General features: G+C 71.5%; 20 protein-coding genes and 1 other RNA gene. 2 read left to right on the forward strand and 19 right to left on the reverse strand.

Annotated elements, in window-relative coordinates; genetic code table 11:
- Positions 1–163: 163 nt before the first annotated feature.
- From ABD236_RS21390 to ABD236_RS21445, 12 genes are all read right to left on the reverse strand, one after another.
- On the reverse strand, positions 164–445 hold the full coding sequence (locus ABD236_RS21390) for an HU family DNA-binding protein (protein WP_015033921.1): 282 nt from the start codon (positions 443–445) through the stop codon (positions 164–166).
- Between the two features lie 377 nt (positions 446–822).
- A complete protein-coding gene (locus ABD236_RS21395; RefSeq protein ID WP_344075554.1) occupies positions 823–2,238 on the reverse strand; it encodes an NAD-dependent malic enzyme in 1,416 nt (471 codons plus the stop codon).
- A gap of 448 nt (positions 2,239–2,686) precedes the next feature.
- The gene (locus ABD236_RS21400) at positions 2,687–5,167 is read right to left on the reverse strand and encodes a HelD family protein (protein WP_344075557.1); all 2,481 of its coding nucleotides are present in this window, start codon (positions 5,165–5,167) and stop codon (positions 2,687–2,689) included.
- A gap of 94 nt (positions 5,168–5,261) precedes the next feature.
- The gene (locus ABD236_RS21405; protein WP_344075560.1) at positions 5,262–6,023 is read right to left on the reverse strand and encodes an anti-sigma factor family protein; all 762 of its coding nucleotides are present in this window, start codon (positions 6,021–6,023) and stop codon (positions 5,262–5,264) included.
- Positions 6,020–6,583, reverse strand: a complete 564-nt coding sequence (locus ABD236_RS21410; protein WP_344075562.1) for a sigma-70 family RNA polymerase sigma factor — start codon at positions 6,581–6,583, stop codon at positions 6,020–6,022. The genes ABD236_RS21405 and ABD236_RS21410 overlap by 4 nt, the downstream gene beginning before the upstream one ends.
- A 137-nt stretch (positions 6,584–6,720) precedes the next feature.
- Entirely contained in the window at positions 6,721–7,284 is a 564-nt protein-coding gene (locus ABD236_RS21415) for a CGNR zinc finger domain-containing protein (RefSeq protein ID WP_344075564.1), read from the reverse strand.
- Between the two features lie 122 nt (positions 7,285–7,406).
- On the reverse strand, positions 7,407–8,546 hold the full coding sequence (locus tag ABD236_RS21420) for a uroporphyrinogen-III synthase (RefSeq protein WP_344075566.1): 1,140 nt from the start codon (positions 8,544–8,546) through the stop codon (positions 7,407–7,409).
- A gap of 135 nt (positions 8,547–8,681) precedes the next feature.
- Entirely contained in the window at positions 8,682–10,013 is a 1,332-nt protein-coding gene (locus ABD236_RS21425; RefSeq protein ID WP_344075569.1) for an MFS transporter, read from the reverse strand.
- Between the two features lie 368 nt (positions 10,014–10,381).
- Positions 10,382–11,584 carry an acyltransferase family protein gene (locus ABD236_RS21430; protein WP_344075571.1) on the reverse strand — a complete coding sequence of 401 codons (1,203 nt, stop codon included), beginning with the start codon at positions 11,582–11,584 and terminating at the stop codon, positions 10,382–10,384.
- Positions 11,581–13,710, reverse strand: a complete 2,130-nt coding sequence (locus ABD236_RS21435; RefSeq protein ID WP_344075685.1) for a bifunctional polysaccharide deacetylase/glycosyltransferase family 2 protein — start codon at positions 13,708–13,710, stop codon at positions 11,581–11,583. The genes ABD236_RS21430 and ABD236_RS21435 overlap by 4 nt, the downstream gene beginning before the upstream one ends.
- A gap of 71 nt (positions 13,711–13,781) precedes the next feature.
- Positions 13,782–14,417: a hypothetical protein gene (locus ABD236_RS21440; protein ID WP_344075574.1), complete on the reverse strand. Its 636-nt coding sequence runs from the start codon at positions 14,415–14,417 to the stop codon at positions 13,782–13,784.
- Positions 14,418–14,701: 284 nt separating this feature from the next.
- A complete protein-coding gene (locus tag ABD236_RS21445; protein ID WP_344075576.1) occupies positions 14,702–15,661 on the reverse strand; it encodes a LysR family transcriptional regulator in 960 nt (319 codons plus the stop codon).
- Between the two features lie 99 nt (positions 15,662–15,760).
- On the opposite strand from ABD236_RS21445, the gene ABD236_RS21450 reads away from it, so the two are divergent.
- A complete protein-coding gene (locus ABD236_RS21450) occupies positions 15,761–17,047 on the forward strand; it encodes an MFS transporter (RefSeq protein WP_344075578.1) in 1,287 nt (428 codons plus the stop codon).
- A 27-nt stretch (positions 17,048–17,074) separates the two neighbouring features.
- Here ABD236_RS21450 and ssrA read toward each other — a convergent pair.
- From ssrA to ftsE, 5 genes are all read right to left on the reverse strand, one after another.
- Positions 17,075–17,444: a transfer-messenger RNA gene (gene ssrA / locus ABD236_RS21455) on the reverse strand.
- Between the two features lie 80 nt (positions 17,445–17,524).
- A complete protein-coding gene (gene smpB, locus ABD236_RS21460) occupies positions 17,525–18,022 on the reverse strand; it encodes an SsrA-binding protein SmpB (RefSeq protein WP_344075580.1) in 498 nt (165 codons plus the stop codon).
- An 18-nt stretch (positions 18,023–18,040) separates the two neighbouring features.
- Entirely contained in the window at positions 18,041–19,213 is a 1,173-nt protein-coding gene (locus ABD236_RS21465) for a S41 family peptidase (protein WP_344075582.1), read from the reverse strand.
- An 89-nt stretch (positions 19,214–19,302) separates the two neighbouring features.
- Positions 19,303–20,220 (reverse strand): permease-like cell division protein FtsX, encoded by a 918-nt coding sequence (ftsX, locus tag ABD236_RS21470; protein ID WP_067159669.1) that lies wholly within the window; start codon positions 20,218–20,220, stop codon positions 19,303–19,305.
- A 57-nt stretch (positions 20,221–20,277) separates the two neighbouring features.
- Positions 20,278–20,967 carry a cell division ATP-binding protein FtsE gene (ftsE, locus tag ABD236_RS21475; protein ID WP_067159672.1) on the reverse strand — a complete coding sequence of 230 codons (690 nt, stop codon included), beginning with the start codon at positions 20,965–20,967 and terminating at the stop codon, positions 20,278–20,280.
- Between the two features lie 291 nt (positions 20,968–21,258).
- Here ftsE and ABD236_RS21480 point away from each other — a divergent pair, with 291 nt between their 5' ends.
- Positions 21,259–21,450, forward strand: a complete 192-nt coding sequence (locus ABD236_RS21480) for a hypothetical protein (protein WP_344075587.1) — start codon at positions 21,259–21,261, stop codon at positions 21,448–21,450.
- Positions 21,451–21,563: 113 nt separating this feature from the next.
- On the opposite strand, the gene ABD236_RS21485 is transcribed toward ABD236_RS21480, so the two are convergent.
- Positions 21,564–22,571 (reverse strand): hypothetical protein, encoded by a 1,008-nt coding sequence (locus ABD236_RS21485; RefSeq protein ID WP_344075589.1) that lies wholly within the window; start codon positions 22,569–22,571, stop codon positions 21,564–21,566.
- Positions 22,572–22,855: 284 nt separating this feature from the next.
- Positions 22,856–23,962, reverse strand: coding sequence for a peptide chain release factor 2 (gene prfB, locus ABD236_RS21490; protein WP_344075591.1), 1,107 nt, complete (start codon positions 23,960–23,962; stop codon positions 22,856–22,858).
- Between the last annotated feature and the right edge of the window lie 32 nt (positions 23,963–23,994).

The raw sequence follows: 23,994 nt of genomic DNA on the forward strand, positions 1-23,994 counted from the left end.
CCCCGCGCCCCTAAAGGCCGGCCCCCTAGGGGCGCGGGGAACTGCGCGAGCAACCGGCCACCGGCCCGCAGACAAAGACCGGGCACAACGCAAGGGCGGCCACCCCCCTCCACGGGAGTGGCCGCCCTCGTCGTACGGCTAAGCGGCTACCAGAAGGGCGCGCTTACTTGCCCTTCGCGGCTTCCTTGAGCTTCGAGCCCGCGGAGACCTTCACGCTGTAGCCGGCCGGGATGTCGATCGGGTCGCCGGTCTGCGGGTTACGAGCGGTACGAGCGGCACGGTGGGTGCGCTCGAAGGTCAGGAAGCCGGGGATGGTGACCTTCTCGTCGCCCTTGGCGACGACCTCGCCGACCGTCTCGGCGAGAGCGGCCAGAACGGCGTCGGCGTCCTTGCGGGTCACCTCGGCGCGGTCGGCCAGCGCGGCCACCAGCTCACTGCGGTTCATGTTCTTACTCCCGTGTTCTTCTTGCCTGTGCGGCGTGCCACGCGGCGGAAGCCGCGTGTTGGGTACAGCGAAGCCGATGCTGCCAGGGCCCTCGGACAGTCCCCGGACCCGGGTCTGTGTCAGACCCTCGCGCCCGGTTACGCATCCTGCCCCCACCTGTGGCGGGAAAGCCAATCCGGCACCCTTCGGAGTCACACGAAAAGCGCCACCGGCCCGTCGTGGTGACGCTCCGTCGACTCCTTGGGGACTCGCTGGAGCCGCCGGGGCGGATGCGGGTCCATGGTCCGCCACCCTAAGGGCGGCTCCACAGCCCCGCATCCCGCGACGCGCCGTAGGTCAGGCGGACGTGGGGCCGGTCACAGCCCGGCGCCGGGGCCTCAGAGCGCGGCCTGGGCCGCCGTGCGCACCGCGCCGGCCACCGCGCCCGCGACCTTGTCGTTGAAGACCGACGGGATGATGTAGTTCGGGTTGAGCTCGTCCTCGGTCACCACGTTCGCGAGTGCGGTCGCGGCAGCCAGCATCATGTCCGTGTTGACCGTCCGCGACTGGGCGTCCAGGAGGCCGCGGAAGACGCCCGGGAAGACCAGCACGTTGTTGATCTGGTTCGGGAAGTCCGAGCGGCCGGTGGCCACCACGGCGGCGCTCCGGCGGGCCACGGCCGGGTCCACCTCGGGGTCGGGGTTCGCGAGCGCGAAGACGATGGCGCCCTCGGCCATCGCGGCCACGTCGTCGCCGTTCAGGACGTTGGGGGCGGAGACGCCGATGAAGACGTCCGCGCCGACCACGGCCTCGCGCAGCGAGCCGGTGAGGCCCTCGGGGTTGGTGTTGTCGGCGATCCAGCGCAGCGTGGCCATGTCGGAGTCGCCGTCGGCGCCCGCCAGGTCCGCCCGGCCGGCGTGGACGACGCCCTGGATGTCGGCGACGACCGCGTTCTTCACACCGGCCGCCAGCAGCAGCTTCAGGATGGCCGTACCGGCCGCGCCCGCGCCGGACATGACGACCCGTACGTCCCCGATGCCCTTGCCCACCACGCGCAGAGCGTTGGTCAGCGCGGCGAGCACCACGATCGCGGTGCCGTGCTGGTCGTCGTGGAAGACCGGGATGTCCAGGGCCTCGCGCAGCCGCGCCTCGATCTCGAAGCAGCGGGGCGCGGAGATGTCCTCCAGGTTGATGCCCGCGAAGCCGGGGGCGATCGCCTTGACGATCGCGACGATCTCGTCGGTGTCCTGGGTGTCCAGGCAGAGCGGCCAGGCGTCGATGCCCGCGAACCGCTTGAAGAGGGCCGCCTTGCCCTCCATGACCGGCAGCGCGGCCTTGGGGCCGATGTTGCCGAGGCCGAGGACGGCCGAGCCGTCGGTGACGACCGCGACGGAGTTGCGCTTGATGGTGAGGCGGCGGGCGTCCTCGGGGTTCTCGGCGATCGCCATGCACACCCGGGCGACACCCGGGGTGTAGATCATCGAGAGGTCGTCACGGTTGCGGATGGGGTGCTTGGACGCCATCTCGATCTTGCCGCCGAGGTGCATCAGGAACGTACGGTCGGAGACCTTGCCGAGGGTGACGCCCTCGATCCCGCGCAGCTCCTCGACGATCTCGTCGGCGTGCGAGGTGGAGCTGGCCGCGATGGTGACGTCGATCCGGAGCTTCTCGTGGCCGGAGGCGGTCACGTCGAGGCCGGTGACCGAGCCGCCGGAGGACTCCACGGCCGTGGTGAGCTGGGAGACCGCCGTTCCGCTGGCGGGCACCTCCAGCCTGACCGTCATCGAGTACGAGACGCTGGGCGCCGTTGCCATGACCGGGTTCCTCTGCTTTCCCTAGCTTCGTTGCCAGCGCCGCCCAGGCTGTTGCCGGGGCAGCGCCATCCGATGTTCGCACCTACCGGCTGGTAGCCGGTAACGCGCCTATCATTCCGGAAAACAGTTTCCACCATACGAGAGATGATCGATCGGCGGAAGCCCCTGGCCCCGCCCTGCGGCCGCAGGGCGGCCGCAGCCGGCCGAAGCCTCGTGGAAAGCACACTCGTGGAAAGCACAACAGGCCCACGCCATCCTCGGATGACGTGGGCCTGTCGCTCACGTTAAGACACCGACCCGCCATGCTCGCCTCGCGGCAAGTGGTCGCTCGAAGCGACTAAGGTTGGGCCCGGGGGCTTGGATCGAGCCGGTGCCGTAACCAGGCTAACAAACCACCCCGGCAAGTGATTCGAGCATCGCGAGTTGACTCCGCCGGATTTTCGCCGGCTCACTCCCGCAGCAGGTCGGGCACCCCCGCCGCGTCCGGCTCGTCCCGCTCGCCGGAGACCACCGTGAGCTGCTGGGTCGCCCGGGTGAGCGCCACGTACAGCACGCGCAGCCCGGCGGGCGACTCGTCGGCGATCTCCGCCGGGGAGACCACCACGGTGGCGTCGTACTCCAGGCCCTTGGCCTCCAGGCTGCCGAGCGCCACCACGCGCTCGCCCAGGCCCGCCAGCCAGCGCGCCGCCTCCTCCCGCCGCCGCATCGCGACGACCACGCCGACCGTGCCGTCGACCTGGTCGAGCAGCCGGGCCGCCTCGTCCCGCACCAGCTGGGCGAGGTCGGGGCCCGCCACCGTGCCCCGTGCGCCGCCCGTTGTCACGAAACGCGGCTCGACGCCGGTGGAGCGGACCGCCGCCGGGGACTTCATGCCCGGCATCGCCAGCGCCAGCACCCGGGCCGCCAGCTCCGCGATCTCGGCCGGGTTGCGGTAGTTCACGGTCAGCTCGAAGCGGCGGCGCGGGCGCGAGCCCAGCGCCTCGTCGCGCGCGGCGGCCGCCTCGTCCGGGTCGGACCAGGAGGACTGGGCCGGGTCCCCCACGACCGTCCAGGTGGCCGTGCGGCCCCGGCGGCCGACCATGCGCCACTGCATCGGCGTGAGGTCCTGCGCCTCGTCGACGATGACGTGCGCGTACTCGGTGCGCTCCTGCGCCAGCCGCTCCGCGCGCTCGCGCTGGGTCTCCTCGCGCTGCGGCATCAGCTCCTCGAGGCCGGTGAGCGCGTCCAGCGGGTCGTACTCGCGCTTCTTCCGCGGCCTGGCCGGGGTGCCGAGCAGCGTCTGGAGCTCGTCCAGGAGCGCCACGTCGTGCACCGAGAGCGGCCCGTGCCCGCTCGCGTCGAGGCGGGCCAGGGAGCGGGCCAGGCGCCGGGTCTCGCCGGGCGTCAGGACCCGCCGGGCCCAGCGGCCCAGGCGGCGCTCGTCGGCCATCGCCACCAGCACCCCGCGCGGGGTGAGCTCGGGCCACCAGGCGTCCAGGAACTCGATGAAGCTGTCCTCGGAGGTGATGTCGTCGTCGAAGGACGCGCGCAGCTCGGCGGCCAGCTCCGGGTCGGTGTGCCGCCCGGCGGCGCCGGATCTGCTCCACAGGGCGTCCAGGAGCAGCTTGCGGGCGCGCGGGCGCAGCAGGTTGACGGGCGCGGTGCCGCCGAGGACGGCGTGCCGGATCCGGCGCAGCTCCTCGGCCTCCAGCTCGACGCGCCGCCCGAAGGCGACCACGCGCAGCCGGGTGGGGGTGACGGCCCCGGGGGTCTTCGTCCCGCCCTCGCCGCTCCGGCCGCCCTCGCCGCTCTCCTCGGCCGCCTCCGCCTCGCCGAAGGAGAGCTGCCCGGCGTCCTGCCCCGCCCCGCCCCGGCCCGGGGCGCCCCGCCGGGTCCTGCCCCGGGCCGGCTCCGACGTCTCCAGGGCCCCGCGCGCCGCCTTGCGCAGCACCTGGAGCATCCGGGAGGAGCCCTTGATCCTGGCCACCGCCGGGTCGTCGTACGCCGTCGCCTCGGCGCCGTCGACCAGGCTGCCGACCGCGCGGATCGCCACCTGGCCCTCCTCGCCGAGCGAGGGCAGCACGCCTTCGGTGTACGCCACGAGCAGCGGGGTCGGAGAGACGATCAGGATGCCGCCCGCGTACCGGCGGCGGTCCTGGTAGAGCAGATACGCGGCGCGGTGCAGCGCGACGGCGGTCTTGCCGGTGCCGGGGCCGCCCTCCACGTACGTCACGGACGCGGCGGGCGCCCGGATCACCAGGTCCTGCTCGGCCTGGATGGAGGCCACGATGTCCCGCATGGTGTGGCTGCGGGCCTGGCCGAGCGCGGCCATCAGGGCGCCGTCGCCGATCACCGGCAGCTCGGCGCCGTCCAGCGTGGCGGTCAGCTCCGGGCGCATCAGGTCGTCCTCGACGCCGAGGACCTTGCGGCCCTTGGAGCGGATGACGCGGCGGCGCACCACCCGGCCCGGGTCGACCGGCGTGGAGCGGTAGAACGGCGCGGCGGCGGGCGCGCGCCAGTCGATGACCAGCGGCGCGTAGTCCGAGTCGAGGACGCCGATACGGCCGATGTGGAGCGTTTCGGCGATCTCGGCGTACTTGCCGCCCTCGTCCTCCCGTACGGCCCCCTCGGCGGGCTCCACGGCCGTGTAGGCCCCGTCGGGGCCCTTCTTGCCGTCCTTGCCGAGCAGCAGGTCGATCCGGCCGAAGAGGAAGTCCTCGAACTCGTTGTTCAGGCGGTTGAGGTGGATCCCGGCCCGGAAGACCTGGGCGTCCCGCTCCGCCAGGGCTCCGGGCGTTCCCACCTGGCCGCGCTGGGCGGCGTCGTTCATCAGGAACTCCGCCTCGTGGATCTTCTCCTCGAGGCGGCGGTACACCTTGTCCAGGTGTTCCTGTTCGACTCCGATCTCACGGTCTCTGACCGAGTCGACAGCGGCTTCCTGCGCGGCCACCGAGGCCCCCTTCTGACGTGCATTGGGCAGCCGTCAACCGTACGCGAAGGGGGCGGGTCTGTCAGGCGGTGACCGGCCGGTGGGCGCTTCCCGTTCAGGCCGGGACGTCCACCAGCGCCTTGCCGTCGAGGGTACGGACCTCGAAATGGTCAATCTGGTCCCGGTTCATGGCGGTACCGCCGTGCACATAGAGCGGGTACTCCGCCTCCTTGTGCGGGCTGTCCTTGATCCCGTACCCCCACTTGGGCACCGCCCAGGTGGTCACCGTCTCCTGCGCGCCGTCCTTGCCGATCGCGATGAGGCTGCACTTGAGCGGCCCCTTCACGTTCTTGAGCTGGAGGACGGTGTGGGTGCCCCAGCCCTTCTTCTCGGTGCCGACGGTCGCGGTGACCCCGGTCGTGGCGTCGGTCGCGGCCACCTTCTGGGTCATGTGGTTGAAGAAGGCGTCCTCGGCCGGGCTGGTCGGGTGCGCCTCCACCTGGGCGCTGTGGTGCGTGTCACCGCCGTCGGAGGTGGCCACCACGGCGATCGCCGGACCGCCGATGATCAGCGCGGCGGCGGCCGCCACCAGATACGTGGTGCGGCGCCTGCGCCGGGCGCGCCGCATCGCCACCTCGTCGATCAACCGCTCGCTCATGCTCGGCGGGGCCGGGCGCAGCGGCCGCTCGGCCGGGCCGGGGAACTCCTTGAGGGTGGCGAGCAGCGGCTCCATGCCGCCGAGCCGGTCGAGCTCGGCCGCGCACAGGTCGCAGCCCGCCAGGTGGACCTCGAAGGCGGTGGCCTCGGCGTCGTCGAGGATGCCGAGCGCGTACGCGGCGACCGCCTCGTGCTCGGACTGGTACTCCGGCGTGGTCATGCCGTCACCCCCCGTTCCTCCAACGCGAGTTTCATGGACCGCAGGGCGTAGAACACCCGGGACCGGACGGTCCCGCTCGGCACGCCCAGCACCTCGGCCGCTTCATTGACCGTACGTCCTTTGAAGTACGTCTCGACGAGCGCCTCGCGGTGTGCGGGTGTCAGGTCGTCGAGCGCGTCGGAGAGCGTCATCAGCCACAGCGCCTTGTCGATCTCGTCCTCCGCGGGCATGACCTCCAGCGGCGACGGATCGACCTCCTGCGGCCGGGCCTGCCGGCTGCGGTGGCCGTCGATGACGATGCGCCGTGCGACCGTCACCAGCCAGGGGCGGACCGAACCGGTCGCTCTGTTGAGCTGACCGGCGTTCTTCCAGGCACGGATGAGCGTCTCCTGCACGACGTCCTCGGCCCGCTGGCGGTCACCGGCGACGAGACGCAGCACATACGCGAGCAGGGGGCTCGCGTGTTCGCGGTAGAGCGCCCGCATCAGCTCCTCGTCGGGGACGGAGCGGTGCCGGGCGCCTTGCGGACGGTCATCGGCCACGGCGGCATCCTTGCGCACCAGAACCTCCCGGTCGAGACCCTGCCGGCGCGCGGGTCGCGACCGGCTCACCTCTCCATACGGGCGGTTGTCCGCATCCATTCAAATCGGAGCGAGATTTCTCGTTTACGTCAGGGACGCGCGCGCACCCTGCGGCTTCACAGGGCGGCCGCCGCCGTGCGCCGCCGGTGGCGCGCCACCCGCTCCCGGTTGCCGCACACCTCGCTGGAGCACCAGCGCCGACGGCGGCCGCGCGAGGTGTCCAGATAGAGCCGGAAGCAGTTGTCGCCCTCGCACTGGCGCAGCCGGGAGCGGTCCTGCGGGTCGGTGAGCAGCTCCACCGCGTCCCGGGCGACCAGGGCGAGCAGCGCGGTGCAGTCGGGGGCACCGCTGAGGGTGCGCACCAGCCGTCCGTCGGCGCCGCGGATCGCACGTACGCCCGGGGGTGCGACGGCGGCCAGGGCATTGACCCGCTCCAGCGCGGCGGCGGCCCCGCCCCGCCCGCCGAGCTCGGCGCGGACCAACTGCCCGATGTGCTCGCGCAGTTCCGCGAACCGGCCGAGCCACTCGCCGTCGGCCCCGGTCAGCGGGGTGCCCGGCGGCACGAGCCCGGCGCCGACGAGCCACTGCCCGAGCCGCCCGGCGCTGTCCAGCTGATCACTCTCGTACGCCCCGGTCGCCACCAGATCCAGACAGATCCGCCCGGAGTCGAACCGCAACATGCGCCACCGCCTTGGGGGTTACCGGTGAGTGCCGTGCCTCCAGAGTGCCCGCCCGGCGGCGGCGCCGGAAGCCCTCCTGCCGGGGGTGGTGGCCCCGCGGCCCGTCCCCGGCCGGCCCCCGCTCAGCCGTCGGCGTACTTGGCGTCCGCCCCCGGGTCCAGGGCCAGCCGGTAGCCGCGCTTGACCACGGTCTGGATGAGCTTGGGGGCGCCGAGCGCGGTGCGCAGCCGGGTCATCGCGGTCTCCACCGCGTGCTCGTCGGTGCCCGAGCCCGGCAGGGCCTTGAGCAGGTCGGCGCGCGAGACCACCCAGCCGGGCCGCTGGGCCAGCGCCCGCAGCAGCGACATCCCGGCGGGCGGCACCGGCCGCAGCTCGCCGTCGACCAGGACCGCGTGGCCGCGGATCTCCACCCGGCGCCCGGCGATCGGCAGCGCCCGCGCCCGGGCGGGCAGCTCGCAGCAGAGCAGCTGGACCAGCGGCCCGAGCCGGAACCGCTCGGGCGCCACCGTCTTGATCCCGCGCGCCTGCAGCGGCAGCGCGGTGACCGGCCCGACGCAGGCGGCCAGGACGTCGCGGTCGAGCGTGTGCAGCAGCTCGGCCAGCTGCCCGCGCTTCTCGGCCCGGGAGAACAGGGAGGCGGCGGCGGGCGCGCTGGTGAAGGTGAGCGCGTCGACCCCGCGGCTCAGGGTGAGGTCGAGCAGCCGGTCGAGCGGGCCGAGGTCCTCGGGGGGCAGCCACCGGTAGACGGGCACACCGACGACCTGGGCACCGCCGGCCCGCAGCGCCTCCACGAAGCCGGGCAGCGGTTCACCGTGCAGCTGCACGGCGATCCGGCGGCCCTCGACGCCCTGCTCCAGCAGCCGGTCCAGGACCTCGGCCATCGAGTCGGACGAGGGCGACCACTTCTCGGTGAGCCCGGCGGCCCGTATCGCGCCCTTGGCCTTCGGGCCGCGTGCGAGCAGCTCGGTGGCGCCGAGCCGGGCGAGCAGCGACTCGCCCAGGCCCCAGCCGTCGGCGGCCTCCACCCACCCCCGGAAGCCGATCGCGGTGGTGGCGACGACGATGTGCGGCGGCTCGTCGATCAGCTCCTTGGTGGCCGAGAGCAGCTCGCCGTCGTCGGCGAGCGGCACGATCCGCAGGGCGGGCCCGTGCACCACGGCGGCGCCGCGCCGCTGCAGCAGCGCCCCCAGCTCCTCGGCGCGCCGGGCGGCCGTGACCGCGACCGTGAATCCGGCGAGGGGTCCGTGCTGTGTGTCGACCATGGCTCTCCAACCGGGGTGGTGCGGCGGTTCGCCCGAGCCTGCCAACCCCGCGTGACAGGCTCGGTTCGCCCGCGTGTCCCCCGCGTTACGGCGGGAGCACGGGCGGCGCGGTCCGGTGGGACCTATTAGACCCCGTCAGACCTCGGCGTATACGGGCTCGGCCACAGTCTCCGCCCGGGCCGGGCGGCGAAGGTATACCGCCCAAGTGACGGTGAGGCAGCCCGCGTAGAAGACGAGGAAGGAGACAAAGGCGGCGGTTCCGGTGCCGTTGGTGAGGAACGACTGGCGGAAGGCGAGGTTGATCCCGAGCCCGCCGAGCCCGCCGACGGCGCCGATCAGCCCCATGGCGGCCCCGGACAGCCGCCGCCCGTACGCGGCCGCCGCCTCGCCCGTCATGCCCTTGGTCAGGGCCGTGGCCTGGAAGATCGCCGGGATCATCTTGTACGTGGAGCCGTTGCCGAGCCCGCTGAGCACGAACAGCGCGATGAACCCGACGAGGAAGACACCGAGGGACTTCTGTACGGAAGCGAAGATCACGACCGAGGTGGCGGCCGCCATCGCGGCGAACGTCCACAGGGTGATCCGCGCCCCGCCGACCCGGTCGGCGAGCGCACCGCCGACCGGCCGGATCACCGAGCCGAGCAGCGGCCCGATGAAGGTGACGGAGGCGGCCTGGAGCGGGGTGCGCCCGAACTGCGTCTGGAGGACGAGCCCGAAGGCGAAGCTGTAGCCGATGAACGACCCGAAGGTCCCGACGTAAAGGAACGCCATGATCCAGGTGTGCCGGTCGCGCACGGCCTCCAGGGCGGCGCCGGTGTCGTTCTTGACGGGCACGAGGTTGTCCATCTTCAGCGCGGCGCCGACGGCGGCGGCGACGATGAGCGGCACGTACACCCCGAGCACGACGCGGGGGTGGGTGGCCCCGGCGGTCCCGATGACGAGCAGCCCGATGAGCTGCACGACGGGCACCCCGATGTTGCCGCCCCCGGCGTTGAGCCCGAGCGCCCACCCCTTCTTCCGCAGCGGGAAGAACGCGTTGATGTTGGTCATGGAGGAGGCGAAGTTGCCGCCGCCGATGCCGGCCAGCGCGGCGACGAGCAGGAAGGTGGTGTACGAGGTGCCGGGCTCCATCACGACGAACGCGGCGGCGGTCGGCACGAGCAGCGAAAGCGCGCTGAAGATGGTCCAGTTGCGGCCACCGAACTTGGCAACGGCAAACGTGTAGGGGATCCGCACGACCGCGCCCACGGCGGTGGCGGTGGAGATCAGGAAGAACTTCCCGGCGGGGTCGACGTGGTAGGCGGGCCCCATGAACAGGACCATCACGGACCACATGGTCCAGATGGAGAACCCGATGTGCTCGGAGAAGACGGAGAACCAGAGGTTGCGCCGGGCGATCCGCTCCCCCGTACGCTCCCAGAACACCTCGTCCTCGGGATCCCACTCCTCGATCCAACGGCCTTTCATGACGCCTCCCTGATCGACGGGTCGTAGCGCTACGGCGTGCGGGGCCGGTCCGCTGACGGTTTCCGGACACCGACGGTAGGGAGAGCGCATTTCACCCCCGTGCCGCCGCGTGACCGACGGGCAACCTTGTGTTCACGGGAGCGGAACGGGTGCGGTGAGGCCACCCCCGGTCCCCCACCCCCGGTCCCCCTCCTCACCGTGGCGGTCCCTTCCGCGTGAGCACGCCTCTGTGGGGGTGATCCTGGGGGGAAGGGGGGTGGGGCGGGAATGGGGGGTGTCCGCAGTCGCACAGGGGGGAGTGTGACGAGGGCCCGGACGCGCTGGTCCGGGCCCTCGGGCGGTGCCCCGGCCAGGGGCCGGGGTACCTGTCAGCGCTTGCGGCGCCCGCTCTTTCGGCCGTCCGGCCACAGTCGGGGGCTGCGCTTGGCGGCGACGTCCTCGATCCACCCGGTGGACAGGATCATCAGCCCGATCAGCGGCCAGACCAGGACGAACATCCACTCGTCGTAGGTCGTGGTCAAAAACCCGTCGAAGTGGGTCCCGATCCCGGGGATGTTCCACAGCTGGTCGAGGATCGGCACGGCGGCCGCGATCAGCGTGTTGTGCCACAGATAGATGGTGACGGCGCGGTTGTTGGAGAGCGTCACCAGCCGGTCGTAGCGGGCCAGCCGGCCGGGCAGCCGCGGCCAGGACGGCGAGTACGCCAGCAGGATCGCGCAGAAGCCGAAGGACCAGGTGGCCTGGGCGAGCGGGATGTCGTTGAGGTCCCACCCGTCCTGTGTGGGGTGCCCGGAGGCCCACCACAGGCCGAACGCCATCACCATCGACGCACAGGACACCAGCAGATAGCGGGGCAGCTTCTGGATCAGCCCGTCGTGGTGCGCGAAGCCGAGCACCCAGCAGGCCGCGTAGGTGACGAAGTCGGTGATCACCGCGCCGGTGTCGCCGGGGATGGTGACCACGCCGGTGCCCAGCACCGCCGTGAGCGCCAGCGGCGCGAGCAGCACCGCCCAGGGCACCTTGCGGAAGAGCTTCAGCAACAGGGGCGAGGCGAGCACGAACCACAGATAGGCGCGCAGATACCAGAGCGGCTCGGCCGCCTGGACGGCCCAGGTCTGCTCCAGCATGCCGCCCTTGTGGCCGATCGACCACGGGAAGGGCGGCGTGCCGACCGGCACCAGGTAGTTGAAGAGCTTGGCCCACCACCACAGGCCCTGGGCCTTGTCCGGCTTCCAGCCCGCCGCGAACATCGCGGTCAGGATCACCGCGCCGAACGCCCACATGGGCGGCAGCAGCCGCCGCAGCCGGCCGCGGATGACGCTCCAGGCGGGCCGGCTGAGCGAGCGCGCCATCAGCGATCCGGCGAGCGCGAACATCACGCCCATGGACGGGAAGACGATGGAGAGCCAGGCGAAGCCGAAGAGGTGGTAGACGACCACCCGGACCAGCGCGAGCGAGCGCAGCAGGTCCAGATAGCGGTCGCGGCCCGACGCCTTGGGCTTCTTCTCGGCGCCGGCCTCGGCCACGACGGCCGGGACCTCGATGTACGGCTGGGGTATCGGGGTGCTCATCCTACGGGCCTCCGGTCCGCGCTCTCGGTGTTCCGCCGCTGGCTCGGGATCCCCCCCGGCGCCTCCACCACCCCCGTGCGCCGCAGCTTCTGCCAGCGCAGTCGGCCGCCGGTGAGGGCGGTGATCCAGGACTGGAGGAGCACGACGTACATCAGCTGGCGGTAGAGGACCTGCTGGAGCGGGAGCGAGACCAGGTGGGTGAGGCGTTCGCGGTCGAGGCGGAAGGCGTAGGCCGCGCAGACCAGCTGGATGAGCAGGACGCCCAGCCAGGCCACCACGGTCTTCTGGGTCGGGCCGAAGACCAGGCCGTACAGGAGGAACACGTCGATCAGCGGGGCCAGCAGCGGGGCCAGGACCATGAAGAGGGAGACCAGGGGCAGGCCGACGCGGCCGAAGCGGCCCGAGGGGCCGCGCTCGAACACGGCACGGCGGTGCTTCCAGATCGCCTGCATGGTGCCGTACGACCAGCGGTAGCGCTGCGACCAGAGCTGCTGGACGGTCTCCGGCGCCTCGGTCCAGGCGCGGGCGTTCTCCGCGTACACCACCCGCCAGCCGTCGCGGTGCATCGCCATGGTGACGTCGGTGTCCTCGGCGAGGGTGTCCTCGCTGATGCCGCCGACCCGCTCCAGGGCGGTGCGGCGGAAGGCGCCGACCGCGCCGGGGATGGTCGGCATACAACCGAGCACGTCGTACATCCGGCGGTCCAGGTTGAAGCCCATCACGTACTCGATGTGCTGCCAGGCGCCGATGAGCGAGTCGCGGTTGCCCACCTTGGCGTTGCCGGCGACCGCGCCGACCTTCGGGTCGCCGAACGGCTGGACCAGCTCGCGTACGGTCGACGGCTCGAAGACGGTGTCGCCGTCCATCATCACGACGATGTCGTAGCGGGCGTTGCGGATGCCGTTGTTGAGGGCCGACGGCTTGCCGCCGTTGACCTGGCGGATCACCCGGACGTTGGGCAGCCACATCGCCTCGACGATGTCGGCGGTGCCGTCGGTGGAGCCGTCGTCGACGACGAGCACCTCGATGGGGTGGTCGCTGGCCATCAGCGAGCGCACGGTGTTGGCGATGCACTCGCGCTCGTTGTACGCGGGGACGATCACGGTGACCGGCTCGGTGACCTCGGGGCCCCAGCGGAAGCCCCGCTTGCGGACCTTGCGCGCGTGCAGGAAGGAGAGGATCAGCATCAGGCCGAACCGGGCGAAGACCAGGACGCCGATCACCGCGAGGCCGCCGACCAGGATGTCGGTGGTGTGCTCGGAGACCTGTACGGCGAAGACGAACGCCTTGCCCTTCCACAGGTCCATGCCGGTGACCGGGGTGTGCGCGCTCGGCGCGTTCAGGGCCTCGGTGAGGTTCACGAACGTGTAGCCCTTGCCCTGGAGCTGGGGCAGGAAGGTGTCGAGCGCGGCCACGGTCTGGGAGCGGTCGCCGCCGGAGTCGTGCATCAGGACGATGGCGCCCTTGCCGTGCTTGGGCGTGGCGTTCTTGATGATCGTCTTGATGCCGGGGCGCTGCCAGTCCTCACTGTCCGTGGAGTCCAGCGCGGTGATGTACCCGCGGCTGCCCACGTACTTGATCACCGGCCAGTTGTCGTCGTCGATCGCGTCCGCGAACGACGAGTACGGCGGCCTGAAGAGCGAGGTGCGGATGCCGGCGGCGCCTTCGAGGGCGAGCTGGTTCTGCGCGAGCTCCCAGTCGATACGGGCGTGCGACTGGTACGAGAGGTCGGGGTGGTTGAAGGTGTGCAGCCCCACCTCGTGGCCCTCGTCGACCATCCGCTTGATCAGGTCCGGGTAGCGGGCGGCGTTGGCGCCGGTGACGAAGAAGACGCCGTGCGCGCGGTACTTCTTCAGCTGGTCGAGCACCTTCGGGGTCCAGGTGGGGTCCGGGCCGTCGTCGAAGGTGAGCACCAGCTTGTGCTTGGGGATGTCGAGGCTGGTGGGCTTGCCCTTGCCCCGTGCGTCGATGACCGGGCCGCCGTCGAGTATGTGCTCGGGCACCTGGTCGGTGGCCGCCTCCGCGCGTATGCGGTGGTCGGCGAGTATCTCGTTGTGGACGTAGCCGCGCAGCATCAGCATCGCGAAGAGGGCGACGAGGAAGAGCAGCGGCAGCAGATAGCGCATCGGCAGTCTGCGGCGTCTCGGCTTGCGGGCCGGGGCGGAACCCGTACGAGGCTTCGTACGGCGAGGGGCTTTCACGTGCTGGCTCCAGAGGGCGGAGTCGGGTTCGCCGACAGCCCCGTCGGGCTGCCGGACGAGCCGGTGGGGAGGCCGGGGCCCGCCGTGCGACCGCCTGTCGGCTTCGCGCTCTGCGAGGCGGCGGGGTGCGGGGAGGCGGTGGTGGGCTTGCCGGAGGTCTTCTTCCTGGCCGGCTTGGGGGTGCCGGAGGCCTTGGCGTGGCCGGGGACGGCCGGGGGGTGCGTCCTGCTCTTGGCGGGGCCGCTGGGCTTGGCGGCGGGGCGGGTGGCGCGCGGGTCGGTGGGGGCCGGAGTGACCTGGACCGTCTCCGTCTTCTTCTCCTTGGCGGCGGGCCCGGGTATGCCGAGCCAGGGCGCGCGGGAGCTGCCGCCGAGCAGACTGCCGACGAGCATCACCGCGTAGCAGGTGCATGCCAGGCCGAAGACCCAGCCGAGCCGGCGCAGGTTCTTGCCGCGACGGCCGCTCTCGTCCACGAAGACGGGACCGTCGGGGTCGGCGCCCGTGGAAGGCGGCTGGATCTGTACCTGCGGCTGCACCTGGGTGAGCACCTCGGACTCCGGCAGCGCCTGGGCCCGCATCCGGTCCTGAACGCGCGGGTTGCCCAACTGGCCGCCGCCGACGTTCAGTTCCATCGTGTAGTCGTCCAGGGGCCGACGGGGCTCCTGGAACGGATCAAGGGATCGCCCCTGCGGGGCATCTTTTCGCCAATTGTCCACTTTGCGTACGCACTTCCCCACTGGATGATTCGCGGGTTGCGCGCACTCCTTTAGCAGGGCACCGCGTTCCGGACCAGGTCCCCACCCGCTCCACGCGCCCCCACTACCACACCGCACCCGGGGAATGAATGTAGCGCACGCCGATGTGAGCCACGTTCACCTGCCGAGTGTTGTTCCTCAACTGGAACACCAGACGGGTATCAGCCGGACATGAGGAACATATCCTCTTCCGGAAGCCAGCTTTCAGGGGGCAGATCAAGCCATCCGGCGGCCTCGCTCATCCGCCGGGCGACCTCCCGCAGAACCGCCAGACCCGGGTGGGTCAGCCCCTTGCGCCACACCATCGACACCGGCGACAGCGGTACGGGCGCGGTCAGCGGCCGCAGCACCATCCCGGGTATCTCCAGGAAGTCGGTGCTGGCCAGCACCGACCAGCCGCGCCCCAGCACCACCCGGGCGAACTCCTCCTTCCCGGAGATCTCCGGGAACGGCGCGGCCAGTTCCGCGCCCCGCCCCGCGAAGAGCCGCGCGGCCAGATCCGTCCACTCGGCGGTGGCCGGATTGCCCGCCGCCGCGTACAGCGTCTCGCCCGCCAGCGCGTCCACCGGCACCCGCGCCAGCCCCGCGAGGCGGTGTCCCTCGGGCAGCAGCACCGCCATCCGCTCGTACCGCACCGGCTGGTGCGCGAGGCCCGCGAGCACCGACGGGTCGAGCCCGGCGACCCGGCCGAAGGAGACGTCCAGACGCCCGGCCAGGATGTCGGCCGCGGCCCCGGTGAGCCCGCTCAGATAGCGCGCCACGAACTCCTGCCCCGCCGCCGCTTCGCGGGCCCGCGCCAGCACCCGGTGGCCGGTGCCGACCGGGGCGCTGATGTCGACCAGCAGCGGCCGGGCCTGGGCCGCCCACCCGGTGCGGAGCTCGTCGTGGGCGGCCAGCACCCGCCGCGCGTACGGCAGCAGCCGCTGTCCGTCGGCGGTGAGCTCCACCGCGCGCGTGGTCCGCACGAACAGCTCCGCGCCCAGGTCGCGTTCGAGCCGCCGCACATCCCGGCTGAGCGCCTGCTGGGCGACGAAGAGCCGGGCGGCGGCCCGGGTGAAGTGCAGCTCCTCGGCGACGGCGGTGAACGCGCGCAGCAGCCGGGGGTCGATGTCCTGGGTCACGCACGGCAGTCAACCGCACCCGCGTTGACAACGGAAGTGCGTGAATGGGCCCTGATCAGGTGTTGGACGCCCCCGCCCCGGCCCGGAGAAGCTCGGTGCATGCCGCAACTGATGACCGTCTCGGGCTCGACCCTGGTGCTGGCCGGACCCGCCCCGTACGAAGGCGCCCCTGGCGCGCGGGCTCCGCGCGGGCCCCGCGCGAAGTCCCGCCGGGCCGCCCCCTACCGCCGTCTCTTCGCCGTCCCCGGCGCCCGCGCCTTCACCCTGGGCAACCTCGTCGCACGGCTGCCCATGGGCATGTTCAGCGTCAGCGCCGTGATCATGATCGCCGGGTCGCGCGGCTCGTACGCGCTGGCCGGCGCCGTCACCGCCACCGGACTCGCCGCGACCGCCCTGGTCGCGCCCTGGACCGCCCGGCTCGTCGACCGCCACGGCCAGGCCCGGGTCGCCGTGCCCGCCACCGCGATCGCCGTCCTCGGCTCGCTCGCGCTGCTGCTCTGCGTACGCCTGGACGCACCCGACTGGACGCTCTTCGCCTCGTACGCCGCCACCGCCACCACCCCGAACACCGGCGGGATGTCCCGGGCCCGCTGGGCGCACGTCCACCGTGGCGACCCGGCCGCGCTGCACACCGCCAACTCCTTCGAGCAGGCCGTGGACGAGCTGTGCTTCATGCTGGGGCCGGTGGCCGCCGCGTTCCTGTGCACGGGCCTGTTCCCGGAGGCGGGCACGCTGGCCGGCGCGGTGCTCCTGATGACGGGTGTGCTGATCTTCTCGGCCCAGCGCGCCACGGAACCGCCGCCGGCCCCGCGCACCGCCGTCCGCTCACCGCTGCGCTCCCCCGGTCTGGCCCCGCTGCTCGCCGTCTTCCTCGCCACGGGCGCGGTGTTCGGCTCGATGGAGGTGGTGACCCTGGCGTACGCGTCCGGGCTCGGCCACGGCCCCTCGGGCGGCGCGGTCCTCGCCCTCCAGGCGGCGGGGTCGGGCGCGGCGGGTCTGGTGTACGGCTCGGTGCGGCCGGCGCGGTCGCTCTCCCGGCGGCTGCTGCTGTGCGTCGGCGCGATGACGGCCCTGATGTGCCTGCCGCTGCTCGCGGCCACCACCGGGTCGCTGGTGGTGCTGGCCGGCGCGCTGCTCCTCGCGGGCGCGGCGACCGCGCCGACCATGGTCACCGGGATGACGCTGGTCCAGCGGCTCACTCCGGAGGGCCGGCTGAACGAGGGGATGACCCTCGCGGTCACCGCGATCCTGGGCGGCATCGCGGCCGGCTCGGCCACGGGCGGCTGGCTCACCGACCACACCTCCACCACGGCGGCCTACCTCGCCCCGGTCTGCGCGGCGGGCCTGGCGCTGGTGGCGTGCACGACAAAGGCCCGGCTGCGGTGAGCAGCCGGGCCTTCGCCTACATGGGAATTGTGGAGATGGCGGGAATCGAACCCGCGTCCAACGGTGCAGAATCAGGGCTTCTCCGTGTGCAGTTCGCTGCGATTTTCTCAGCCCCGGAGATCACGCGAACAAGTCTCCGACGGGCTCAGTCACTGTTTGATTTCCTTCTGGGCCCCGTGACCGGGCTCAGAAGTTTAGATCCCTTGATGATGCCAGGATCCGGGTCGGGATCACCCCCGGGCTGACACTTCGCAAGTCGCTACTTAGGCAGCGAGGGCGAAGGAATCGCGCTTGGTGTTGGCGATTATTGGTTGCGACATATGGTTTACGAGATCATTGCCGCTTCCTCGACACGCTTCCCCTGCTTCGACATCCGCTGTCGAAACCGATCATCCCCATGTTGATTTTTCAATGCGCGCACCCGCTGTGAGGTGCAGTGCCCATCGTACGTGACCGACGCGGGCGGGTGCCAGCGTATTACGCCCGCTGCCGCCGCCGCGCCGCCGCGATCGCGCGGTTCGTCTCGCGGGTGTCCTGCTTCTCCCGCAGCGTCTGGCGCTTGTCGTACTCCTTCTTGCCCTTCGCCAGCGCGATCTCGACCTTCGCCCGGCCCTCCTTGAAGTACAGGACGAGGGGCACGATCGTGTGGCCCGTCTCCTGCGACTTGGACTCCAGCTTGTCGATCTCGGCGCGGTGCAGCAGCAGCTTCCGCTTGCGCCGCGCGCTGTGGTTGGTCCAGGTGCCCTGGGCGTACTCCGGCACATGGACGTTGTGCAGCCAGGCCTCGCCCCCGTCGATCTGGACGAACCCGTCGACCAGCGACGCCCGCCCCTGGCGCAGCGACTTCACCTCGGTGCCCGTGAGCACAAGACCGCACTCGTAGGTGTCGATGATGGTGTAGTCGTGCCGCGCCTTCTTGTTCTGCGCGACGAGCTTGCGCCCGCTGCCCTTGTCCTTCTCTTTTGCCTTAGCCATAGTGCGGCCATTTTCGCACTACGACCCGCCCCCGAGGCCACTCAATACCGCCTCGGCCCGCTGCTGGGCGTGCTCGGTGACCGGTACGTCCGGGGTGATGCCCTTCGCGTCCACCGCGTGGCCCGCCGGGGTGCGGTAGTGGCCGACGGTCAGCTCGGCGACCGAGCCGTCCGGCAGGGCGGTGGGCATCTGGACCGAGCCCTTGCCGAAGGTGCGCGAGCCCACCGTGACGGCCCGGCCCCGGTCCTGGAGGGCGCCGGTCAGCAGCTCGGCCGCGCTCATGGTGCCGCTGTCGACGAGGACGACCAGGGGGCGGGTGGTGTCGCCGCCCCGGTCCGCGTACAGCGCGCGCTGCCGGCCGTGCACGTCGTACGTGGCGACCAGGCCGCCGTCGAGGAAGGCGGAGGCGGCCGAGGCGGCCTCGGTGACCAGGCCGCCGGTGTTGCCCCGCAGGTCCAGCAGGACCCCGGCGCCGCCGGGCGCCCGGCGGACCGCGTCGCGCACCCGCTCGCCGGAGCCCTTGGTGAAGGCCGCCACCTTGATCATCACGTCGCCGCCGGGCAGCTCGCTGACCGTCACGCTCTCGGTGGTGAGCTCGGCCCGGCGCAGCGACTCGGTCCAGGTCCGCCCGGCCCGCTCCAGGCCGAGCACGACCCGGCTGCCGGGGGTGGCCCCGTCGCCGCGCAGCAGGGCGACGACCCGGGTGACCGGCAGGGTGTCGAGGGTGCGGCCGTCGATCGTACGGAGGCGGTCCCCGGCCCTGATCCCGGCGCGGGCGGCCGGTCCCCCGGCCTGGAGGCGGGTCACCTCGACGCGGCCGTCGGCGGCGCGCCGGGCCCACAGGCCGACGCCGGTGTAGCGGCCGTCGAGGGCGTCCTCGAACTGCTCGTACGCGCTCTGGTCGTACACCGCGCCCCAGCGGTCGCCGCTGCGGCTGACGGCCTCGGCGGCCGCCTCCGCCACCGACTTGCCGTCGGCGACCGCCTCGGCGGCGGCCCGGGCCACGTCCGTGCCGCGGTCGCGGGGCTCGGTGGCGGAGGCGGGCAGCGCGTGCAGCGGGGCGCGGCGCTCCTCGGCCCGCGGCAGCGAGCCGGTCACCGCGGCGGTCGCCAGGACCGAGACGAAGACCAATGTCAGAGTCGCCCCGCGGCGCACTCCACGGGACCTGGGACAGCTGTCCGGACCTGACATGGCGTCGAGTCTAGGACAACGCGAGGGCGCCGCAGGGGCTGTTGCTCCCACGGCGCCCGGGGCGCATCTCACACTCTGACGGGCCCGCGTCACACCTTCAGGTACTTGCGCAGCGCGAAGAAGGCGGCGAGGGAGGGCATCAGCACGCTCGCCGCGAGCACCAGCGGCAGCTTGGCCAGGACCGCGTCCCAGCCGATGAAGTTGATCAGGTTGAGCTTGTGCGACAGGTCGAGGCCGTGGTCGATCATGAAGTAGCGGCCGACGATCAGCATCCCGGAGGCGGCGATGCCACCGAGCACTCCGGCGAAGGCGGCCTCCATGATGAACGGCGCCTGGATGTAGAAGCTCGAAGCACCGACCAGGCGCATGATGCCCGTCTCGCGCCGTCGACTGAACGCGGACACCCGTACGGTGTTGACGATCAGCATCAGCGCCACGACCAGCATCACCGCCATGACCAGCACCGCGGCCACGTTCATCCCGCCGAGCAGGCTGAACAGGTTCTCCAGGATGCCCTTCTGGTCCTGTACGGACTGCACGCCGTCGCGCCCGGCGAAGGCGGTGGCGACCACCTTGAACTTCTCCGGGTCCTTGAGCTTGACCCGGAACGACTCCTGCATCTGGTCCGGCGTGATCGAACCGGCCATCGGGGAGTCGCCGAACTGCTCCTTGTAGTGCTTGAACGCCTCGTCGGCCGACTCGTAGGTGACGGTCTGGACGATGTCCAGCTTCTTCAGGTCGCCCTCGATGTCCTTCTTCTGCTGGGCGGTGACAGCGCCCTTGGAGCACTTGGCGACGGACTCGGCGTCGGCCTTGTTGCAGAGGAAGATGGAGACGTTGACCTTGTCGTACCAGTAGCCCTTCATGTTGTTGACCTGGTCCCGCATCAGCAGCGAGCCGCCGAACAGGGCCAGGGACAGGGCCACGGAGACGATGACGGCGAACGTCATGGTCAGGTTGCGGCGGAGACCGACGCCGATCTCCGAGAGTACGAACTGCGCGCGCATGGCGACTGGTTGGGCCTTTCCGTGCTTGTCGTGCTTCCGAGCTCGATGCTCAGCGCATCAGTGCTGGTAGCCGTAGACGCCGCGCGCCTGGTCACGTACGAGACGGCCCTTTTCGAGCTCGATGACACGCTTGCGCATCTGGTCGACGATGTTCTGGTCGTGGGTCGCCATGATCACGGTCGTCCCGGTCCGGTTGATCCGGTCCAGGAGCTTCATGATGCCCACCGAGGTCTGCGGGTCCAGGTTGCCGGTCGGCTCGTCCGCGATCAGCAGCATCGGCCGGTTGACGAAGGCCCGCGCGATGGCGACGCGCTGCTGCTCACCGCCGGAGAGCTCACCGGGGCGCCGGTCCTCCTTGCCGCCGAGCCCGACCAGGTCGAGCACCTGGGGCACGGCCTTCCTGATCTCCCCGCGCGGCTTGCCGATGACCTCCTGGGCGAAGGCGACGTTCTCGGCCACGGTCTTGTTGGGGAGCAGCCGGAAGTCCTGGAAGACGGTCCCGAGCTGGCGCCGCATGTGCGGCACCTTCCAGTTGGAGAGCCGGGCCAGGTCCTTGCCGAGCACGTGCACCTGCCCATGGCTGGCGCGCTCCTCGCGCAGGATCAGTCGCAGGAAGGTCGACTTCCCGGAGCCGGACGAACCGACGAGGAAGACGAACTCACCCTTCTCGATGTCGAGGGAGACGTCCCGCAGAGCGGGGTGGCTCTGCTTGGGATAGGTCTTGGAGACGTTGTCGAATCGGATCACGGTGCACCACGGTCGCCGGGAATAGGTGTGCGTGACACTACGCGAACCGGCCTGGGCCGTGCAGGCACCGGCCGAGGATGTTCCGGGGATGCGCCTTATGTCCTGTTGACGGCGGCCCCCGGTCCCCCTCCGGCCCCGCCCCGGACCCCCTCACGGGGGCAGAATCCGGCGGGGCGCGCCGAAACGCGCGCGAGCTGGCACAGTGGTAGGGGGAACGGTTGCGTTTCCCTGAGCGTTGTGCGGAGCAGTACGTGCATACAGCGGCTCCGCCGCGCGGGAGGAGGAAAGCGCATGACCTATGACCGATTGGTGTGCGCGAACTGCGCGGCGCCGGTCAGCGAGGGCCGCTGCCCCGTCTGCCGGGCCAACCGCGAGCGGCTGCAGCAGGAGGGCCCCTGGGGCGGCCTGAGCCCGGTGGCGCTGGTGACGCTCCTGGTGGTGCTGGTGGCCGCGGTGGCGCTGCTGGCCCACCAGACTGTGTGACGGACCCGCGGGTCCCGTTTCACGTCCTTACGGCTTGACGCAGGTGGGGCCCGGGGTGCGGATGCACCCCGGGCCCCACTGTCGTACTGTGCGCCGACTACCGTCCGTGTCGCTTACGCGACGTTGCGGCCGCCGACCAGGCGCGGCATGAAGCGGAAGCCGATGCCGCCGGCGATCATCGTCGCGGCGCCGAGCAGCAGGAAGGTGGTCTCGCCCGCACCGGTCTCGGCGAGCTCGTCCTTGGCCTTGCCCTGCTCGACCGGCTTCGAGCCACCGCTGTCCGGGGTGGTGTTGTCCGGGCAGCTGGCCCCGTCGAGGGAGACGGTGCAGGTGCCGGAGCCGCCGGTGGAGCCGCCGGTGCTGGAGGAGCCGCCGGTGGAGGTGCCGCCGGTGGAGGTGGTGCCGCCGGTGGAGCTGCCACCCGTGGCGGTGGTGCCGCCGGAGGAGGACCCACCGGAGGAGGACCCACCGGAGGAGGAGCCGCCGGAGGAGGAGCCGCCGGAGGAGGACCCACCAGTCGTCTGGCCACCCGTGGTCTGACCACCGGACGTCTGACCACCCGTGGTCTGACCGCCAGTCGTCTGACCACCCGTCGTCTGGCCACCCGTGGTCTGACCGCCGGACGTCTGGCCACCCGTGGTCTGACCACCCGTCGTCTGACCACCCGTGGTCTCGCCACCGGTCGTCTGACCACCGGACGTCTGACCACCCGTGGTCTGACCGCCGGACGTCTGGCCACCCGTGGTCTGACCACCCGTCGTCTGACCACCCGTGGTCTCGCCACCGGTCGTCTGACCACCGGACGTCTGACCACCCGTGGTCTGGCCACCGGTCGTCTGGCCACCCGTGGTCTGACCGCCGGACGTCTGGCCACCCGTGGTCTGACCACTGTCCGCGCCGCCGATGCCACCGACCGTGCCGGTGGTGCCCTCCGACTCGCCCTGGATGCCGAGGCCGACGTCCACGCCGCTCTTGTCGACCTGGGCCTTGGCGCTGATGCCGCCGATGTTGACGTCGACACCGGCGGCCTGGGCCGCCCCCGCGGCGGTCAGGGACGCGCCTGCCGCGATCACCGCGCCCGCGGCTATCCGTGCAACGCGGACCCGCGTCATTTTCGTCATCTGCCTGCTACCCCCAGTAGCTCAATCGTCATGGAGCAGCGCCCGGGAGCCGCGGGACCGGGGGGAGCCGATGTCCGTCGCCCCCGTCACACGCGCCCCGGAAATACGCATGCCGCGCGTCACCCTTCCGCACTCCTAAGAATCGCGTCAAGGCCGTTGCGTACGGAATGCCCGTATTGGCGGGAATTGCCCGTCGTACGGGATTGCGACTGTGACGTAAAAAGGGAACTGCCGTCCAGTGGACGGCAGTTCCCTTGTCGACAAAGCCCCGAAAAGGCGGTCGGTTACTTCTCCTGCTGCTTGCGCCAGCGAATTCCCGCTTCCAGGAAGCCGTCGATCTCGCCGTCGAGCACGGACTGCGGGTTGCCGACCTCGAACTCGGTGCGCAGGTCCTTGACCATCTGGTACGGGTGCAGGACGTACGAGCGCATCTGGTTGCCCCAGGAGCTGCCGCCGTCGCCCTTGAGCGCGTCCATCTTGGCGCGCTCCTCCTGGCGCTGACGCTCCAGGAGCTTGGCCTGGAGGACGTTCATGGCGCTCGCCTTGTTCTGGATCTGCGAGCGCTCGTTCTGGCAGGAGACGACGATGCCGGTCGGGAGGTGGGTGATGCGGACCGCGGAGTCGGTCGTGTTGACGCCCTGGCCGCCGGGGCCCGAGGCGCGGTACACGTCCACGCGCAGGTCGGACTCCTCGATCTCCACGTGGTCGGAGGACTCCACGACCGGGAGGATCTCGACGCCCGCGAACGACGTCTGGCGGCGGCCCTGGTTGTCGAAGGGCGAGATGCGCACCAGGCGGTGGGTGCCCTGCTCGACGGAGAGCGTGCCGTACGCATAGGGCGCCTTGACGACGAAGGTGGTCGACTTGATGCCGGCCTCCTCCGCGTACGACGTCTCGTAGACCTCGGTCGAGTAGCCGTGCCGCTCGGCCCAGCGCAGGTACATGCGCTGGAGGCGCTCGGCGAAGTCCGAGGCGTCGACGCCGCCGGCCTCGGCGCGGATGTTGACCAGCGCCTCGCGCTCGTCGTACTCGCCGGACAGGAGGGTACGGACCTCCATCTCGTCCAGCGCCTTGCGCACGGACGTGAGCTCGGCCTCCGCCTCGGCGAGGGTGTCGGCGTCGTCCATCTCCTCGGCGAGCTCGAAGAGCACCCCGAGGTCGTCGATCCGGCCGCGCAGCGCCTCGGTCTTGCGGACCTCGGCCTGGAGGTGCGAAAGCTTGCTCGTGATCTTCTGGGCGGCCTCCGGGTCGTCCCACAGGGACGGCGCGGCGGCCTGCTCCTCAAGCACGGCAATGTCTGCCCTCAGCTTGTCGAGGTCCAGGACGGCCTCGATCGACCCCATGGTCGAGGAGAGGGACTTCAGCTCTTCGGAAACATCGACGACTGCCACGGGTCCAGCGTAACGGCTGTGCGCAAGGACGT

This window comes from Streptomyces crystallinus (assembly GCF_039521265.1).
Classification (GTDB): domain Bacteria; phylum Actinomycetota; class Actinomycetes; order Streptomycetales; family Streptomycetaceae; genus Streptomyces; species Streptomyces crystallinus.

Excerpts from the sequence above, each read along its gene's own strand:
- ABD236_RS21420 (WP_344075566.1), bottom strand. The coding sequence starts at position 8,546 with ATGGTCGACACACAGCACGGACCCCTCGCCGGATTCACGGTCGCGGTC.
- ABD236_RS21450 (WP_344075578.1), top strand. The coding sequence starts at position 15,761 with ATGCCGCAACTGATGACCGTCTCGGGCTCGACCCTGGTGCTGGCCGGA.
- ABD236_RS21435 (WP_344075685.1), bottom strand. The coding sequence starts at position 13,710 with ATGCGCTATCTGCTGCCGCTGCTCTTCCTCGTCGCCCTCTTCGCGATG.
- ABD236_RS21485 (WP_344075589.1), bottom strand. The coding sequence starts at position 22,571 with ATGACGAAAATGACGCGGGTCCGCGTTGCACGGATAGCCGCGGGCGCG.
- ABD236_RS21390 (WP_015033921.1), bottom strand. The coding sequence starts at position 445 with ATGAACCGCAGTGAGCTGGTGGCCGCGCTGGCCGACCGCGCCGAGGTG.
- ABD236_RS21395 (WP_344075554.1), bottom strand. The coding sequence starts at position 2,238 with ATGGCAACGGCGCCCAGCGTCTCGTACTCGATGACGGTCAGGCTGGAG.
- ABD236_RS21440 (WP_344075574.1), bottom strand. The coding sequence starts at position 14,417 with ATGGAACTGAACGTCGGCGGCGGCCAGTTGGGCAACCCGCGCGTTCAG.
- ABD236_RS21415 (WP_344075564.1), bottom strand. The coding sequence starts at position 7,284 with ATGTTGCGGTTCGACTCCGGGCGGATCTGTCTGGATCTGGTGGCGACC.
- ABD236_RS21425 (WP_344075569.1), bottom strand. The coding sequence starts at position 10,013 with ATGAAAGGCCGTTGGATCGAGGAGTGGGATCCCGAGGACGAGGTGTTC.
- ABD236_RS21465 (WP_344075582.1), bottom strand. The coding sequence starts at position 19,213 with ATGTCAGGTCCGGACAGCTGTCCCAGGTCCCGTGGAGTGCGCCGCGGG.
- ABD236_RS21480 (WP_344075587.1), top strand. The coding sequence starts at position 21,259 with ATGACCTATGACCGATTGGTGTGCGCGAACTGCGCGGCGCCGGTCAGC.
- ftsX (WP_067159669.1), bottom strand. The coding sequence starts at position 20,220 with ATGCGCGCGCAGTTCGTACTCTCGGAGATCGGCGTCGGTCTCCGCCGC.
- smpB (WP_344075580.1), bottom strand. The coding sequence starts at position 18,022 with ATGGCTAAGGCAAAAGAGAAGGACAAGGGCAGCGGGCGCAAGCTCGTC.
- ABD236_RS21430 (WP_344075571.1), bottom strand. The coding sequence starts at position 11,584 with ATGAGCACCCCGATACCCCAGCCGTACATCGAGGTCCCGGCCGTCGTG.
- ABD236_RS21405 (WP_344075560.1), bottom strand. The coding sequence starts at position 6,023 with ATGACCACGCCGGAGTACCAGTCCGAGCACGAGGCGGTCGCCGCGTAC.